The sequence below is a fragment of the Natrinema caseinilyticum genome, assembly GCF_024227435.1.
Taxonomy (GTDB): domain Archaea; phylum Halobacteriota; class Halobacteria; order Halobacteriales; family Natrialbaceae; genus Natrinema; species Natrinema caseinilyticum.
Window position 1 is genome coordinate 1,861,624 of the sequence record NZ_CP100445.1, and the last position, 14,697, is coordinate 1,876,320.

Here is a 14,697-nt window from a genome sequence, read left to right on the forward strand (position 1 = left end):
CTGCGGGTTCGACGGCAATAACGGTGACCGATCCGACCGATCGTCGGCAGGCGGGGAGAAACGGCCGCCGTCACGTCGTATCCAGGTCGAGTCGGGAGAGCGTCCATCCGTCGATCGGGCTGGACTCGAGGTCGAGTCCGTCGCCGAGATCGCGTGCGAGGAGGGTCCGTGACGACGGTCGAACCAGCGCCGACAGCGGCAGTCGGGTATCCGGATAGAACCGGAACCGAAGGGGTGTCGGCATCGTCTCACCGAACGCGGTGAGATAGCGCCTGTCGGCGAAGTCGTCGATCGCCGCCACGAGGAGGCGGTTGAGCGCCACTCGTTCGGGTTCGATCGTCCGCGGCAGCGTCTCGACGATCCGGGCGCGGTCGGCACCGGTCGAGAGGACGAGTGCGGCGACCGGATCGCCGTCCCGTCGAGCGACGTAGGTCAGATACGAGTGGGCGGGGTTGGCGAACCGCCACCGGTAAAAGTCCGCCGTCCTGTTCGTGTGGATCCCGTCGGGGATCGATCGCCGATAGATCGTTGCGAGCGTCTCGGTCGGTGGCGTCCCGTAGTATTCGACACCTCGCTCGTCGTCGAAGTCGACGAACAACCGGTCACCGGCGCGATGGGCACGCGTAATCGTTCCCTCGAGCACCTCCGCGAGTCCGTTGCTCGGGCGACCGTGGTCGGTCGGCCGCGCGTCGGTGATCGGTCCCGCTTCGTCGGTGCGTCCGTCCGTGGCGGCTGCCGGCGGCTCGACGATCCGCTCCTCGAGGGCGTCGACGGGGTTCTGCGGCCGGTAGTAGGCGGGGACGGTTCCGATTTCCTGCCAGCCGGAAGCGAGGTTCCCCGGCAACGAGTTCTCGTTCGGGAAGTTGAAGAAAAACGACGGCGGGCCGGCCGTGTAGCGCTCGATCGCCCGCTCGTTCAAGCGAGCGAACACGCCGCGTTCGCGGTGGTCCGGGTGAACCATCGTATCGCAGGGCTGGAACGCCGTTCGAACGATGCCGCCGAGGGACATCTCCTGGGCGAAGAACGACCGGAAGCCGATCGGATCGCCGTCGGCGGTCGCGACGATAATCGGGACGTGATCGACGTACGGGTTCTCGCGGAACTTCCAGCGGAACCAGCCGGGGCTTCTGTCGTGACCGAACACGGTTTCGAACATCGACAGGAACGTCGCTCGATCGCTGGGCTCGAACGCTCGGACGGTGTACTGTGACGCCGTACGGAGAGGTGCGTTCATGGGCAGGGACGGTTCACGCCCGAGAGCGGGACGAACTCGGAGACGTCCCGCCGCGTGGCCGTGACTGGTAACTGTTCGCCCGAGAGCGGAATACTGGTTCGCCTTGAATACGCCCATTTCGACAGGTTGACAAACCGCTCGACGGGGAGTACTATCGAACGAGCGCAGCTTAGTGTGACCCCCTTTCGTTCGATTTTCGAATGCGACCGAGACGACACGAAACGCGCAACGACGACCTCTCACGCGAACCCCGTTCTTGCCGACCGGCCTCCGTGCACCCGAGTCAGCGCCGTTCGACGGCGGACCCGTTCTCGCCGACGGCCACGGCCCGCTTCCCTGCCGAATCGGTAGAAACGGAAAGCAGCGACTCCGGCGAGCGAGTTTCGACCCGCTCCCACTGGGCCGTCGAATCCCGTTCGTAGATCGCCCCGTCCGCGTCGCAGGCGATCGTCTCCCCCTCGCGGCGCGCGATTCCGCAGACGGCCTCCTCGCCGACCCGCTCGGGAGTCCACGTCGACGTTCCGCGGCGGTGGACGACGCCGTCGTCCGCGCTCACCAGGCAGTCACCCCGCCCGAGCGTGGCGAGGGTCTCGAGCGTCCCGCCCGCGCCGACGGGACCGACGCCGTCGAACGATTTGCCGCCGTCCGTCGTCTCGAAGACGCCGTCGTTCGTATCGCAGCAGTAGCCGACCGACGCATCGGCGAGGGCGATCCCGCTCAGGCTCGAGCCGTCGCCGGGCGTGACGGGGTCGTCCCACGAAACGTCGCCGTCGCGATAGCGCCCGCGGCAGACCGCGCCCGAGCCGTTGATCAACAAGATCGTTTCGTCGCCGCCCACACCGCCGACGGCGACCCCGGGCCAGTTGTCGGTGATCCCCGCGGGTGCCGTGTAGTCCTCGTGACGGTCGGTGTCGGCCTCGAGCCGACCGACGGCGCCGCTATCGCCCGCGATCCAGACCGCCTCGCCATCGGACGTGGCGTCGACCCCGGAGAGGTCCTCTCCCGCAGCCGCCGGTCCGTCCGCGAGGGCGATCGACCACTCGCTTTCGGCGTCATCGTCGGCGGCCGAAGCGGCGAGAACCAGTCCGTCGTCGCCGACCGCGTAGACCGCACCGGTTTCGGTGACGCAGACGTCGTTGAGCGTCGTTTCCGTGGGGACGTCGACGACGGTCCAGTCGCGAGTGCGCTCCGATTCGTCCGCTCCCTCGGGCGCCGCTTCGTCGGCTTCGGCCGGTGAAGTCCCGGAGTCGGTGGCTGAGCCCTCCGTCGTCACGATCGCCGTCCGTTCCGGCGACACCCGATCGGCGTCTTCGTCCTCGCGCGCCCGTTCCATTCGCTCTGCGGGCCCCGTCCGATCCTCTCGTTCCCCCTCCTCCGCTGGCGGTTGTCGAAGGTACAGCACGATCGGCGGCAGGACGTACGAGGCGATCGCCGGGAGGACGAACAGCCGGTGGACGATCGTCAGCGTCCCGAAGGCGGTCATACCCGCCGTCGCGACCGCGTGGACCCACGTGGTCGTATACCTGCGAAAGAACGGAACGAACCCGTCGCCGGAGCGCGCGTTGTGGGTAGCCATCGTCGACGTGCCTGGCCGCTCGAGTCCGCCTATCGGACTGGCGAGCAAAAACGTGCTGCAGGCACGCGACCGCCGGATCGGACTCCGAAGTCGCTCTCGATTCACGCACCGAGTCGCTGGAGATGGCTCGACCCACGCCCGCCGGCGGTCACCGAGTCCGACGCGATCGGCGGCGTGGTCTCGTCTCGAGCGAGAGACTGAGAACGCCGTTGTTGCATCTCCCCTCGCGGTCGTCGCCGAACACGAGGTGGCGCGGGAGCGGCGTGATGGTCCGGTCGGCGATCTCGTCGCCGCGGTCGACCGCGATACGGAGGCGGCTCGGGCCGACTTCGACCGTCAGATCGTCGACGGTCGCGGGCGCGACGTCGACGGTGACGCGGAGACGGTTGGCCGATTCCTCGTAGACGATCTGCGTCGGGAACGGGAACGACGCCGATTCGGGAGGCAGAGCGGAGGTCACGGGACGGCGTTTCGACGGCTGTTCCAAACACTTCCACGTGTACGATTGTACGTTTGATACCGTCGTCGGGGCGACCGTAGAATTCGCGCTCGATGGCGAGCGCGAGCGCCGAACGCGGAGCGGCGGTGAACGCGTCGTCGTACCGACCGTGCGACCGGGTTCGGTGACGCAACCCGCCGCGCGCGCCCGCAGACAAACATGACCGTGTCGGCTACTCGAATGGATAACGCGCACGTCGTGAACTGACTTCGGGTTCGGGATCCGACCGGTCTGCACGAACGAGCCAGCGAGGGTTGTCCGTACGGACACCGCTACGTCACAGATAGCCCAGGTCCGCAAGCCGCTCTTTCGTCCCCTCGCGCATCGCGACGCCGGCCGTTTCCTCGGCCGTCGAGAGCGGTTCGAACTGTGCCTCGAGTCGCCGACTGAACTCCCGCACCCGCTGTGGATCGTCGTCGCTGATGTCCGTCTCCTCGAGCGGGTCGGTCGGGACGTGGTGGAGGCGCTCGAAGCCGTCGTCGCCGCGCACGTACTTGTAGTCGTCCGTCCGGACCGCGCGCAGCCGCCGATCGAACGCCCGCACCCGGTCGGGAATGTCGCCGAAGCGGGCCTCGAGGCGGTCGATCGAGGGCTGCGGGGAGACGTACTCCGCGAAGACGGCGTCGCGCGACTCCGATTCGGAGTCGGGGTGGAACGACCGGCTCGACCACTGCTCGCGCAGTTTCGGATCGTCGATGCCGGCCGTCTCGAGGAGCGTGGCGGGGAGGTCGAGCAACTGGACGAGGTCGTCGCGTTTTTCTCCGTCGGTAAAGGGGCCGCCGTGACAGACGAGCGGGACGTGCAACAGCGTGTCGTAGAGGTTGTACTGGTGACCGAAAAACCCGTGCTCGCCGATGTGTTCGCCGTGATCGCCACAGACGACGAACAGCGTGTCGTCCCACTCGCCCGCGGCCTCGAGTGCGGCTCTGAGTCGGCCGACGTGGCGATCGACGTAGGCGAGTTCGGCCCGGTAAAGCCCCCGGAGCACGGCGAATTCGTCGTCGGAGATGTCGTAGTCCTCGCAGTCGAACGCGCGGGGATCCTGGCGGATCGCGGTCGCGTCTTCGAGGCTGGCGCCGTCGGGGAGAAACCGTTTCGCGTACTCTTTCGGCGGATCGTACTGAACGTGTGGTTCGATGAAGTTACAAAAGAGGAAAAACGGTCGGTCGTCCCCGCGGTCCGTCAGCCAGTCGGCGATCCAGTCCGTCGACCGAGCGGCACCGTCGTCGCCGGCCGGCTGGAACAACTCGCTGTAGAGGATATTCGCCGCGTTGACGAACGGATTGCCGTCCAGGAGTCGGTTTCGAGTCGCCTCGATCTTCTCGCGAAGATTCTCGCCGCGAACGACCGCCCCCATATCGGCGTCGGATTGAATGAATTGCCAGCCCTTTCGAAGATCGTCGAACCCGCGATGGAAACCGAATTCCTCGGTGATCCAGGTGTTGTTCGAGACGCCGATCGTCCGAACGCCGGCGTCCGCGAACGCTTCGGGAAGGGTTCGAAGGTCGTCGTCGAGATAGGTGTGACCGCCGTGCGTGCCGTGCTCGGAGGGGTACGTCCCGGTGAAAAACGACGCGTGAGAGGGCAACGTCCAGGGGGCGGTCGCGAACGCGTTCGTAAACGCGGTCCCGTCCTCGGCGAGCCGGGACAGGGCTGGCGTTTCGCTCGCGCCCGTACCGTCCGCGCTCGCGACGTCCCGATCGACGGAAGCGGGACTCGTCTCAGTTCGGCCGTCCCCCGCCACAACCCGCTCGTCCGCGATCGACTGGATCCCGACGCTCCTGGCGCGGGCCGTATCGAGAACGACGAAAACTACGTTCCGCACAGTACTATGTGATTCGCCGTCACGTCCGTTGGATTCCGACATATACCTTCCCTCCACGTCACGTGGGGAAGGTCACAGGCCCGGAGTATGCAGGGAGATAATCCGAGATATCGTCGCTTCGCCGAGAACGTGTCACTCCGGCGACCGGATCGAGCTACGTCCGCGAGGGCGTCGCCCCATCGATAGCCCCCCGAACGTGCTCTCGAAGACGGTCGGTCGCGAGCGATCCGGTGACGTGGCCTTTCTCGAGCGTGGCGAGCGACAGTTCATCGTAACAGTGTCGTTGCGTTTCGAACTCGACGATCCGGTCGTACCGTGCGAGCAGTGGCGTGCAGTCCGCGGCCGTATTCTCGAGGAAGGCACGGTCGAAATCCAGCACTTCCCGAAGTCGATCGGGGTTGTCACGCGCCCTCGATCCGGTCATCTTCCGATACACCGAGGAGACGAACATCTCGCCGAGGGACGCGCCGGCGAAAAGAGGGGCGTATCCGTCCGCCGTCCCGAAGAACGCACGGTGGAGGTTCGTTATCCAGCCGCCGAGGCTGAGACCGGAAACGACCACCGCGGGATGTCCGCGATCATGCAGACGCCCGGTCAGCGCATCGACGAGGGCGGTCGACGTCACACACATGCCGACGAAATTCGCGAGGTCGCCCATCGACCGGGCGTAGTCAAGGCTGGATCGGTCGTGAAACGGCGCACGGACGGCGATCACGTTCGCGGGAACGTCCCACGCGTCGGTCGCGAACAGCCGCTCGAACGAGTTCGAGCCGAACCGTCCGAAATCGAACGGATCTTCGCCGCTCCCGTGGTGGTATATCAGCGTCGGGGCATCGTCGCCGTGCCACTGCCAGGCGCGATACGCACTTCGAAACCGACCTGCGGGCGTCTCGGCGACGACGTCGCGTGTCCCGGAACTGGCACCCGCGTCGAGCGTGAGCGAGGTATCCGACAGTGCGTCACCGATGTGCGGGCTCGCGAGGCTCCGCGAGAAGAACGTGTGTCCTCGAAGCACCAGTGCGCTGACGGTAACGGTGGCGCTGTCGACGAGTTCGTGACGGTTCATGTGGTAGTTCGGTGGTGGGAACGCACGTGCCGACCGTCTCCGAGGACGTCACCTCACTGCGAACCGGACGGCGACCGCCGCCCTCGGTTTCGGACCCGCTCGCTCCTGGAGACGATCGGAATCGAGACGAAAGCCGCGGCGACGGCACCGAGCGCGATGCTCCGAGCCGCCAGTGAAACGGGACCGAAGGACGTCGTCACGGCGACGAGGACGACGACCGAGAGGACCACGCCGATCGCTCTGGCGGTGAGCGGACGGCTGGTTCGGATCGGGCCGCGGCCCGTCTCTCGCGCTCTAACGAGGACGGCGAACTGCCAACCCGCGAACGCCCCGAGCGATGCGCCGAACAAGAGGACGGCGTCCGGAGTCACGTCGGAGACGACGAGGGCGACGGTGGAAATTCCGACCGCGATTGCGAATCCGAGCGTCCCGCGGTGGGCCGGATATCGGTCCAGCAGTGGTCGGGTCAGGAGTAGAAATGCGAGCCCGGCGCCCGCGCCGGCGACGACGTCGACGAGATAGTGAACGCCGAGGCCGATCCGGGAGAGGCAGACGGCGGTCACGACCGCTCCTGCGACGAGGTACCGGCGACGGCGTGTGCTGACGGACCAGTATTCGGCCAGAGTCAGGTACACGACCGTCGACATGAGCGCGTGGCCGCTCGGAAACCCGTAGCCGGTCGCCGTCGTGGTCGCCTCGTAGAGCGGCCGTGCCAGCTCCGGCAGCGTTCCGACCTCCACGAGCACGCGTTCCGGCCGCGGGAGCGCGAAGACCGCTTTCAGCGCCGTGATGAGCGATAACCCGGCGAGCGTGATCCCGAGGATAGCCGCGGCCTCGTCGCGGTCCGCCCTGTCGGTCCAGTAGACGAGCCCGACGAGCAATCCGAGAAACCAGACGTCGCCGAGCTGGGTGACGAGCCCGAGCAGGACGACGCTCCAGTCCGGTGCGACGTCTCGGAACGCGTCGAACCAGTCTAACCCGCGGGTCATATGTCACGTTACGTGCGACGGGATACATAAACGATTCCGGTGGGAACGAACACCAAACGAAGTCTCGAGGACGAGTCAGCGCCAGCGTTCCGGTGATCGGGCGGTCCCCTCGGTCGGGTAGTCGAGCGAAACCATCGGTCCGGTCGACGAACCGGCGCTACGTTCCGGCTCGAGCGAGAGTCAGTACGAGACGGGAAAATCCTCATCTTCGCGTCACCTGTAGGGTATCGGGACCGGCGTCACCGGCATCGAGAGGGGAGTTCAATGAGCGAGACACCAGTGCCCGAACGCGAGATCGATCCGGAGTACGACCACCGACGCGAGACGGGCGTCCAAGAGTCCGTCCTCGAGTCCCTGCTCGACGAGTACGCGATCGGGCGTGACGAACACGAGAACGCGCCCGCCTTCGTCATCCGGCCGGACGAGGTCCAGGAGGTGATCCGGCTGCTGCGCGACGAGGCGGGGTTCGGTCACCTCTCGTGTCTCACGGCCCAGCAGTACCAGGACCGCTACGAGTCGATCGTCCACATGACGAAGTACGACCAGCGCACGCACGAGGTCACGCTGGTCGTCCCGCTCCCGACCGACGAGCCGACCTGCGGGTCCGCAGAACCCGCGTTCCGAACGGCCGACTGGCACGAGCGCGAGGCGTTCGACCTCGTCGGCATCGAGTACGACGGCCACCCGGGTCTCCGGCGGATTCTCCTCCCGGAATCCTGGCAGGGCCACCCGCTCGCGCTCGAGTACGATCAGGACAAACCGCAGGTCGTCCGATACGCCGAACACGTGAATCCGCTCCAGGCGGCCCATCGCGACCGCGAATCGGAGACCATGCTGCTCAACATCGGCCCCCACCATCCGGCGACACACGGCGTCCTCCACCTCGAGACGGTACTCGACGGCGAGACGGTCGCGGACGTGCGGCCCGATATCGGCTATCTGCACCGCTGCGAGGAGCAGATGTGCGAGAACGGAACCTATCGACACCAGATCATTCCCTACTCGAATCGGTGGGATTACACGGCCAACCTCCCCAACGAGTGGGCGGTCGCCCGCGCGATCGAGGACGTCGCCGACATCGAGGTGCCCGCCTACGCGCAAGTTCTGCGAACGATGGCCACCGAATTCGGGCGGATGCTCGGCCACTTCCTCGCGCTGGCCACGTTCGCGCTGGACGTCTACGGCGACTTCACCGCCATCTTCCAGTACGCCATGCGCGACCGGGAGGTCGTCCAGGACATCCTCGAAGACCTGACCGGTCAGCGAATGATGTTCTATTTCTTCCGACTCGGCGGCGTCTGCTGGGACCTGCCCGAACCCCGCGAGCAGTTCGTCGAACAGTGCCGAGACTTCTTGGACGAATTGCCCGCGAAAGTCGACGAGTATCACGACCTCCTCACCGGCAACGAAATCTTCCAGGTACGAACGGTCGACACCGGCATCTTAGAGCCCGAGGTCGCCAAGCAGTACGGCTGTACCGGCCCGGTCGCCCGTGGATCCGGCATCGACTACGATCTCCGTCGGGACGATCCCTACGGCTACTACGAGAATATAGAGTGGGACGTCGTCACGGAAGACGGCTGTGACAATTACGCGCGGGTTCTCGTCCGGATGCGCGAAGTCGAGGAGTCCGCGAAGATCGTCGAACAGTGTCTCGACCTCGTCGAAGACTGGCCCGAGGACGAGCGGACGGTCCAGAGCAACGTCCCGCGGACGCTGAAACCGGACGCGGGGACCGAAACCTATCGTGCCGTCGAGAGCGCGAAGGGCGAACTCGGAATCTACATCCGCGCGGACGGGTCGAACTCGCCGGCCCGATTCAAGATCCGCAGCCCGTGTTTCCACAACCTCTCCGCGCTGCCGGAAATGGCAGAAGACGAGTACGTCCCGGATCTGATCGCGTCACTGGGAAGCCTCGACATCGTTCTCGGGAGCGTCGATCGGTGAACGGGCCGTCGTGCTGAGACGGGAGCGAGTCGTCCGTTCGCCGCGTCAGCACAGAACATATTTGACGGTGAGCGCGCAATCCACCGGCATATGTCCAACGGAGAGTTCGAAGGATATGGTGGGAGACACGTTCCCGAGCCGCTTCGGGAGCCGCTCGAGGAACTGGCGACGGCCTACGACGAGGTCGCCGAGACCGACGCGTTTCAGTCCGAACTGCGCAGCCTCTTAGAGGAGTTCGCGGGCCGACCCAGTCCCCTGTACTACGCGCGCAACCTGAGCGAGCGCTACGGCGCTGAGCTGTACCTCAAACGCGAGGACCTGCTCCACGGCGGCGCACACAAGATCAACAACTGTCTCGGACAGGCGCTACTCGCGAAGCGGGCCGGCCGGGACCGCCTGATCGCGGAAACCGGCGCGGGCCAACACGGCACCGCGACCGCGATGGTCGGCGCCTTGCTCGACCTCGACACGGAGATCTACATGGGGAAGAAAGATATCGAGCGCCAGGAGATGAACGTCTTCCGGATGCGGCTGATGGGCGCCGAGGTCAACGAGGTGACCCGCGGCAACGAGGGGTTGGCCGACGCCGTCGACGCGGCACTCGAGGACTTCGCCCAGAACGTCGACAATACGCACTACCTGGTCGGCAGCGTCGTCGGGCCGGACCCCTTCCCGCGGATGGTTCGAGACTTCCAGAGCGTCATCGGTCGGGAAGCGCGCGAACAGATCCGGGAGCGGACGGGCGACCTGCCCGACGCGGCGGTCGCCTGCGTCGGCGGCGGTTCGAACGCGATCGGACTCTTCCACGCGTTCCGGGACGACGACGTCGAGTTCTACGGCGCGGAAGGCGGTGGCGAAGGGGCCGACTCGAGTCGACACGCCGCTCCACTCGCGAAGGGCCAGGACGACGTCATCCACGGGATGAAAACGCGAGTCATCGACGAGGACGTCGAGGTCCACTCCGTCTCCGCGGGGCTCGATTACCCCGGGGTTGGCCCCGAGCACGCGATGTACCGCGCCGTCGGCCGCTGTGAGTACCAGGGCGTCACCGACGACGAGGCGCTCGCCGCCTTCCGCGAACTCAGCGAGACCGAAGGGATCATCCCCGCGCTCGAGTCCAGCCACGCGATCGCTCGCGCGATCGAACTGGCCGAGGCAGGGGACCACGACACGATCCTCGTGAACCTCTCCGGGCGCGGCGACAAAGACATGAAGACGGCGGCCGCGAAGTTCGACCTCTGATCGTCGGCCCCGTCGACGGTCATCGACGATTTCTGACGGTCCTGTTCGCGGGCCCGAACTCGAAGAGACCCGTTCGTCACAGGACCGCTCGAAGGCGAGCCGTCAGCGCGGTCGCGTCGTCGAGATCGAGGCGACTTCGGGACAGCGACACGTCGTCGTCCGCAAACCGGAGCACGATGTGAACGTGTGCGTGTTCGACGGTTCCGACCAGCGGGCCGCTGGTGTGAAACATGCTGAACCCGTCCGGTTCGAGCGTCTCCTCGATTGCGCTCGCGACGGTCCGGGCCGTCTCGAAGACGGCCGTCGAGGTCGGTTCGTCGATGGTCAGAATCTCCGCTTCGTGGACGCGCGGAACCACGAGGGTGTGTCCCGTCACGGCCGGCCGGCGGTCGAGAAACGCGATCGTCCGATCGTCCTCGAAGAGAACGTGCGCCGGGCGATCGCCGTCGATGAGGCGGCAGAACTCGCAGGTGTCGACCATGGCCGGACTTTCTCTCTCTCGAACCAACAAATAGGTACCTCCGCTCGACGGAGGCTCGTCCGATCCCACGCACGATCGCCGCGGGCGAGCGGACGGATGGTGCGTAATCAAAGGATACCGTGGTCCTCCTGGAGCGCCCGGTACGACTCGAGATATCGGTCCGCGACGGCCGACCGGTCGTAGTCGGCGAACCGATCGTCGTACTCGCGGTGTTCGAGATCGCCCGCTGCGAGGATGGCTTCGCCCAGTTCCGCTTCGCTCGTGGTTCGGAATCCGCGGTTCCAGCCCTCGACGAGTTCGTGAGCGCTCGAGTTCGCGTGATACTCGACGATGCCGACACAGCCGGCGGCGAGCGCCCAGAGCATCTCCGTCGGGAACACGCAGCGTTCGGCGGTCTGGGCGAAGACGTGAGCCCCGCGATAGGCCGCGATTCGCTCTTCGAGCGACAGTTCCCCGAGGAACGTCACGCGGTCGTCGATCCTGAGGTCGCTCGCGAGGCGCTCGTACGTCTCCCGTTCCTTGCCGTCGCCGATGACGGACGCGGACCAGTCGCGATCACGGAGTTCGGCGAGGGCCAACAACATGCTCTCGAGGTTGGCACCGTCGTCGAGTCGCCGCGCGTAGATTACGTCGACCGCCTCCCCCGGCCCTACGTCTCGTGTCAGATCGCAGTCGATCGGGTTCGGGACGGGGTCGACGATGTCGCCGTCGGCGCCGTGTTCGCGAACCCAGGTTCCCACGAGTTCCGAGGGCGTGACGATCAGGTCCGGCCGACCCGTGGCGAGGCGCGTCCATCGCGTCTCGTCGATGCCGCCGTCCCCGTACCACTCGACGACCAGCGGGGCGCGTGCGAGCGTCGACCCCCACCGGGCCGCGATAACCTGACCCGCCGGTTGCGCGGCTGCGTGGATCACGTCCGGGTTCGCAGCCGCGAGGACGAACGGAAGGCGCAGATAGAACGAGGTTCGCGCCTCGAGCCCGGTCGAGACGGCGTGATAGGTGATGTCGTTTTGTTCGAACGTGGATTCCTCGCCCGCCCAGAACCCGGCGCAGTAACAGTGGACGTCGTGGCCGCGCTCGGCAAGTATCTCGAGGACGGTCCGGAACCGCTGGTTCGTCTCGGTGTCGCGGTGGTGAACCGTTTCGAACGAGACGAACGCGACCTGCATCTGATCGCCAGATGCGACCGAATGGTAAAAACCCCACCTGTTTCGGTTGGCCGCGAGTTCGGTCGTCCTCGCTCAACGAGGGCGGGCTAATCCGCTCTCTCCTCTTCTCGTTCCTCAACCCTCTTCCTCCCTCTCTTCTTCCCGTTCCTCAACCTCTTCGCGCTCTTCTTCCTCCTCGGCCTCATCGTCTCGTTCCGCAGCCGCCTCTTCTCGCTCTCTCTCTTCGCCCCCCTCCGCGTCGCCGTCGCCATCACTATCCTCGCCTTCGACGTCGCTTTCGTCGGGATTCTCGACGCCGTCGCTCCGCGCATCGTCATCTTCGGAACCGGTCATCGATCCGTCATCAGTCTAGGCACCGAGCGGTTCCCGTTCGACGTCGTTCTCGGTCACACCGATCGAGTCGTCGAGGAACAGTTCCGGACCGACGGCTGCGACGGTCGCACCGAACGCCGACAGGATGATCGCGGACGTCACGAGTACGATTCCGAGCGGAGACGCGTCGGGCTCTCCCGCCATCGAGCGTTTCGTTCACCCTCGGCGGCTTGGTTAATCGTACCAATCACCCGACTTCCACGATTGCCACCGAAGTCGACCCTCTCACGGACGACTCCGGCGAGCCCGGCCGTCACCGCGGGCGGTATAATCGTACCCTACGCGATGTCCCGCTGCCGAGTGGCCGCCGATCCACCGACCCGCCGACCCGCTGGTCCACCGACCCGCCGACCCGCTGGTCCACCGACCAAAATGACTACCCCCTCGAGTCCGTAGGGCTGGAGCATGAGCAGCTACGATATCGAGCGGTATCTCAACGTCCGGAGCGCCTACGGCGCGTCGTTCGGTCCCGAGGGGGAACAGCTCTCGTTTCTGATGGATACCACGGGTACCTCGCAGGTCTGGACGCTCGAGTCCGCACGCGCCTGGCCAGAACAGCGGACGTTCTTCGAGGAGCGGGTGACGTTCGCCTCGTGGTCGCCCGAGCGGTCGGAGTTGATCTTCGGAATGGACGAAGGCGGCAACGAGCGCGCCCAGTTGTTCCGGCTGGATGCAACGACCGGCGAAATAACGAATCTCACCGCGATGCCGGACGCCAAACACCGCTGGGGCGGCTGGAGCGACGACGGAGACCGGTTCGCCTTCACTTCGAACCGCCGCGACGAGTCCGTGTTCGACGTGTACGTCCAGGGTCGCGACGAGACCGGCGAGGACGCGCGGCTCGTTTACGAGGGCGACGGCTGGCTCTCGCTGGCGGGCTGGAGCCCCGACGACTCCCGGCTGCTCGTCTCGCAGGCGTACTCCAACTTCGACCAGGATCTCTACGTCCTCGACCTCGAGGCCGACGTGCCGGATCTAGAGTGCGTGACGCCACACGAGGGTGACGTCCGCTATCAGAGCGCGAATTGGGCTCCGGACGGCGAGGGAATCTACTTCGTGACTGACAGGGGCGGACGCGGAGACGAGACGGAAGGTGGCGCCCGGACCGACGCGGACACCCTCTATTTGGCCTATCTCGACCTCGACGGCGGGATGCGGAGCGACCCGGAGGCGGGCGGCATTCGGACCGTCATGGACGGAAACGGGTGGAACGTCGACGGCATCGCCCTGGACGACGACACGGGCCGATTCGTCTGCTCGCGAAACGTCGAAGGGTACACCGAGTTGACCGTCGGGGAGTTCGACGCCGGCGACCCCACCGAGTACGAGACGTTTCCCGAACCCGATCTTCCGGGCGGCATCTCCGGCGGGGTGAGCTTCGATCCGGACGCGGAGCGGTTCGCTCTCTCGACGGCCGGCGACACGGTCAACACGAACGTCTTCGTCGTCGATATCGAAACCGGGGAAGCGAAACGGTGGACGAGCGCGCCGACTGCGGGCATCCCTCGCGAGTCGTTCGACGAATCCGAACTCGTCCACGTCGAGAGTTTCGACGGCCTCGAGGTACCCGGCTTCCTATCACTTCCGGACGATCTCGAGGCGGGGAACACACCCGTCATCGTCGACATCCACGGCGGTCCAGAGAGCCAGCGCCGCCCCTCGTTCTCGAGCGTAAAGCAGTACTTCCTCGACCGGGGCTACGCGTACTTCGAGCCGAACGTGCGAGGGTCGTCGGGCTACGGCGCCGAGTACGCGGCCCTCGACGACGTCGAAAAACGGATGGATTCGGTCGCCGACATCGAGGCCTGCGTCGAGTGGCTGGCCGCACACCCCGCGATCGATCCCGACCGGATCGCCGCTAAAGGCGGCTCCTACGGCGGTTTCATGGTGCTCGCCGCGTTGACCGAGTACCCCGACCTGTGGGCCGCCGGAATCGACATCGTCGGCATCGCGAACTTCGTCACCTTCCTCGAGAACACCGGCGACTGGCGGCGCGAACTCCGCGAAGCCGAATACGGCTCCCTCGCCGAAGACCGCGAGTTCCTGGCGGACATCTCCCCCATCAACACCGTCGAAAACATCGAGGCGCCGCTTTTCGTCCTCCACGGCGAGAACGATCCCCGCGTCCCGGTCGACGAGGCCGAACAGATCGCCGACCGAGCCGCCGAGCACGGGGTCCCCGTCCGGAAACTCATCTTCGACGACGAGGGGCACGGCTTCTCGAAGCTCGAGAACCGAATCGAAGCCTATTCCGCGATCGCAGATTTCCTGGACGAGCACGTCTGAGAGACGGTCCC

The 14,697-nt window shown here is 66.1% G+C and carries 13 protein-coding genes; 3 read left to right on the forward strand and 10 right to left on the reverse strand.

The genetic code is table 11. The annotated features are described in order from the left end of the window. Positions 1–70: 70 nt before the first annotated feature. The 6 genes from NJT13_RS09140 to NJT13_RS09165 form a co-directional block, all read right to left on the reverse strand. Positions 71–1,234 carry a GNAT family N-acetyltransferase gene (locus tag NJT13_RS09140; protein WP_254525247.1) on the reverse strand — a complete coding sequence of 388 codons (1,164 nt, stop codon included), beginning with the start codon at positions 1,232–1,234 and terminating at the stop codon, positions 71–73. 283 nt (positions 1,235–1,517) lie between these two features. Beyond that, positions 1,518–2,810 (reverse strand): sialidase family protein, encoded by a 1,293-nt coding sequence (locus NJT13_RS09145; RefSeq protein WP_254525248.1) that lies wholly within the window; start codon positions 2,808–2,810, stop codon positions 1,518–1,520. A gap of 148 nt (positions 2,811–2,958) precedes the next feature. Further along, positions 2,959–3,270, reverse strand: a complete 312-nt coding sequence (locus tag NJT13_RS09150) for an Hsp20/alpha crystallin family protein (RefSeq protein ID WP_254525249.1) — start codon at positions 3,268–3,270, stop codon at positions 2,959–2,961. 316 nt (positions 3,271–3,586) lie between these two features. After that, entirely contained in the window at positions 3,587–5,176 is a 1,590-nt protein-coding gene (locus tag NJT13_RS09155; protein ID WP_254525250.1) for a sulfatase, read from the reverse strand. 112 nt (positions 5,177–5,288) lie between these two features. Continuing rightward, on the reverse strand, positions 5,289–6,200 hold the full coding sequence (locus NJT13_RS09160) for an alpha/beta fold hydrolase (protein WP_254525251.1): 912 nt from the start codon (positions 6,198–6,200) through the stop codon (positions 5,289–5,291). A 53-nt stretch (positions 6,201–6,253) separates the two neighbouring features. Beyond that, positions 6,254–7,189, reverse strand: a complete 936-nt coding sequence (locus NJT13_RS09165) for a phosphatase PAP2 family protein (RefSeq protein ID WP_254525252.1) — start codon at positions 7,187–7,189, stop codon at positions 6,254–6,256. 264 nt (positions 7,190–7,453) lie between these two features. Here NJT13_RS09165 and NJT13_RS09170 point away from each other — a divergent pair, with 264 nt between their 5' ends. Together NJT13_RS09170 and trpB are read left to right on the forward strand one after the other, a co-directional pair. Next, entirely contained in the window at positions 7,454–9,136 is a 1,683-nt protein-coding gene (locus tag NJT13_RS09170) for an NADH-quinone oxidoreductase subunit D (RefSeq protein WP_254525253.1), read from the forward strand. 90 nt (positions 9,137–9,226) lie between these two features. Beyond that, positions 9,227–10,378, forward strand: a complete 1,152-nt coding sequence (trpB, locus tag NJT13_RS09175) for a tryptophan synthase subunit beta (RefSeq protein ID WP_254525254.1) — start codon at positions 9,227–9,229, stop codon at positions 10,376–10,378. 76 nt (positions 10,379–10,454) lie between these two features. On the opposite strand, the gene NJT13_RS09180 is transcribed toward trpB, so the two are convergent. The 4 genes from NJT13_RS09180 to NJT13_RS09195 form a co-directional block, all read right to left on the reverse strand. Further along, positions 10,455–10,859, reverse strand: a complete 405-nt coding sequence (locus tag NJT13_RS09180) for an HIT family protein (RefSeq protein ID WP_254525255.1) — start codon at positions 10,857–10,859, stop codon at positions 10,455–10,457. Positions 10,860–10,966: 107 nt separating this feature from the next. Next, a complete protein-coding gene (locus tag NJT13_RS09185; RefSeq protein WP_254525256.1) occupies positions 10,967–12,028 on the reverse strand; it encodes a glycosyltransferase family 4 protein in 1,062 nt (353 codons plus the stop codon). Positions 12,029–12,142: 114 nt separating this feature from the next. Continuing rightward, a complete protein-coding gene (locus tag NJT13_RS09190) occupies positions 12,143–12,361 on the reverse strand; it encodes a hypothetical protein (protein WP_254525257.1) in 219 nt (72 codons plus the stop codon). A gap of 15 nt (positions 12,362–12,376) precedes the next feature. Further along, positions 12,377–12,544 (reverse strand): hypothetical protein, encoded by a 168-nt coding sequence (locus NJT13_RS09195; protein WP_254525258.1) that lies wholly within the window; start codon positions 12,542–12,544, stop codon positions 12,377–12,379. 261 nt (positions 12,545–12,805) lie between these two features. Between NJT13_RS09195 and NJT13_RS09200 the strand changes: the two genes are divergently transcribed. Continuing rightward, a complete protein-coding gene (locus NJT13_RS09200) occupies positions 12,806–14,686 on the forward strand; it encodes a S9 family peptidase (RefSeq protein ID WP_254525259.1) in 1,881 nt (626 codons plus the stop codon). Positions 14,687–14,697 lie beyond the last annotated feature (11 nt).

What these genes read in the sequence shown, in the direction of transcription:
- NJT13_RS09140 (WP_254525247.1), bottom strand. Translation starts at nt 1,234, where the DNA reads ATGAACGCACCTCTCCGTACGGCGTCACAGTACACCGTCCGAGCGTTC.
- NJT13_RS09145 (WP_254525248.1), bottom strand. Translation starts at nt 2,810, where the DNA reads ATGGCTACCCACAACGCGCGCTCCGGCGACGGGTTCGTTCCGTTCTTT.
- NJT13_RS09155 (WP_254525250.1), bottom strand. Translation starts at nt 5,176, where the DNA reads ATGTCGGAATCCAACGGACGTGACGGCGAATCACATAGTACTGTGCGG.
- NJT13_RS09160 (WP_254525251.1), bottom strand. Translation starts at nt 6,200, where the DNA reads ATGAACCGTCACGAACTCGTCGACAGCGCCACCGTTACCGTCAGCGCA.
- NJT13_RS09165 (WP_254525252.1), bottom strand. Translation starts at nt 7,189, where the DNA reads ATGACCCGCGGGTTAGACTGGTTCGACGCGTTCCGAGACGTCGCACCG.
- NJT13_RS09170 (WP_254525253.1), top strand. Translation starts at nt 7,454, where the DNA reads ATGAGCGAGACACCAGTGCCCGAACGCGAGATCGATCCGGAGTACGAC.
- trpB (WP_254525254.1), top strand. Translation starts at nt 9,227, where the DNA reads ATGTCCAACGGAGAGTTCGAAGGATATGGTGGGAGACACGTTCCCGAG.
- NJT13_RS09180 (WP_254525255.1), bottom strand. Translation starts at nt 10,859, where the DNA reads ATGGTCGACACCTGCGAGTTCTGCCGCCTCATCGACGGCGATCGCCCG.
- NJT13_RS09185 (WP_254525256.1), bottom strand. Translation starts at nt 12,028, where the DNA reads ATGCAGGTCGCGTTCGTCTCGTTCGAAACGGTTCACCACCGCGACACC.
- NJT13_RS09190 (WP_254525257.1), bottom strand. Translation starts at nt 12,361, where the DNA reads ATGACCGGTTCCGAAGATGACGATGCGCGGAGCGACGGCGTCGAGAAT.
- NJT13_RS09195 (WP_254525258.1), bottom strand. Translation starts at nt 12,544, where the DNA reads ATGGCGGGAGAGCCCGACGCGTCTCCGCTCGGAATCGTACTCGTGACG.
- NJT13_RS09200 (WP_254525259.1), top strand. Translation starts at nt 12,806, where the DNA reads ATGAGCAGCTACGATATCGAGCGGTATCTCAACGTCCGGAGCGCCTAC.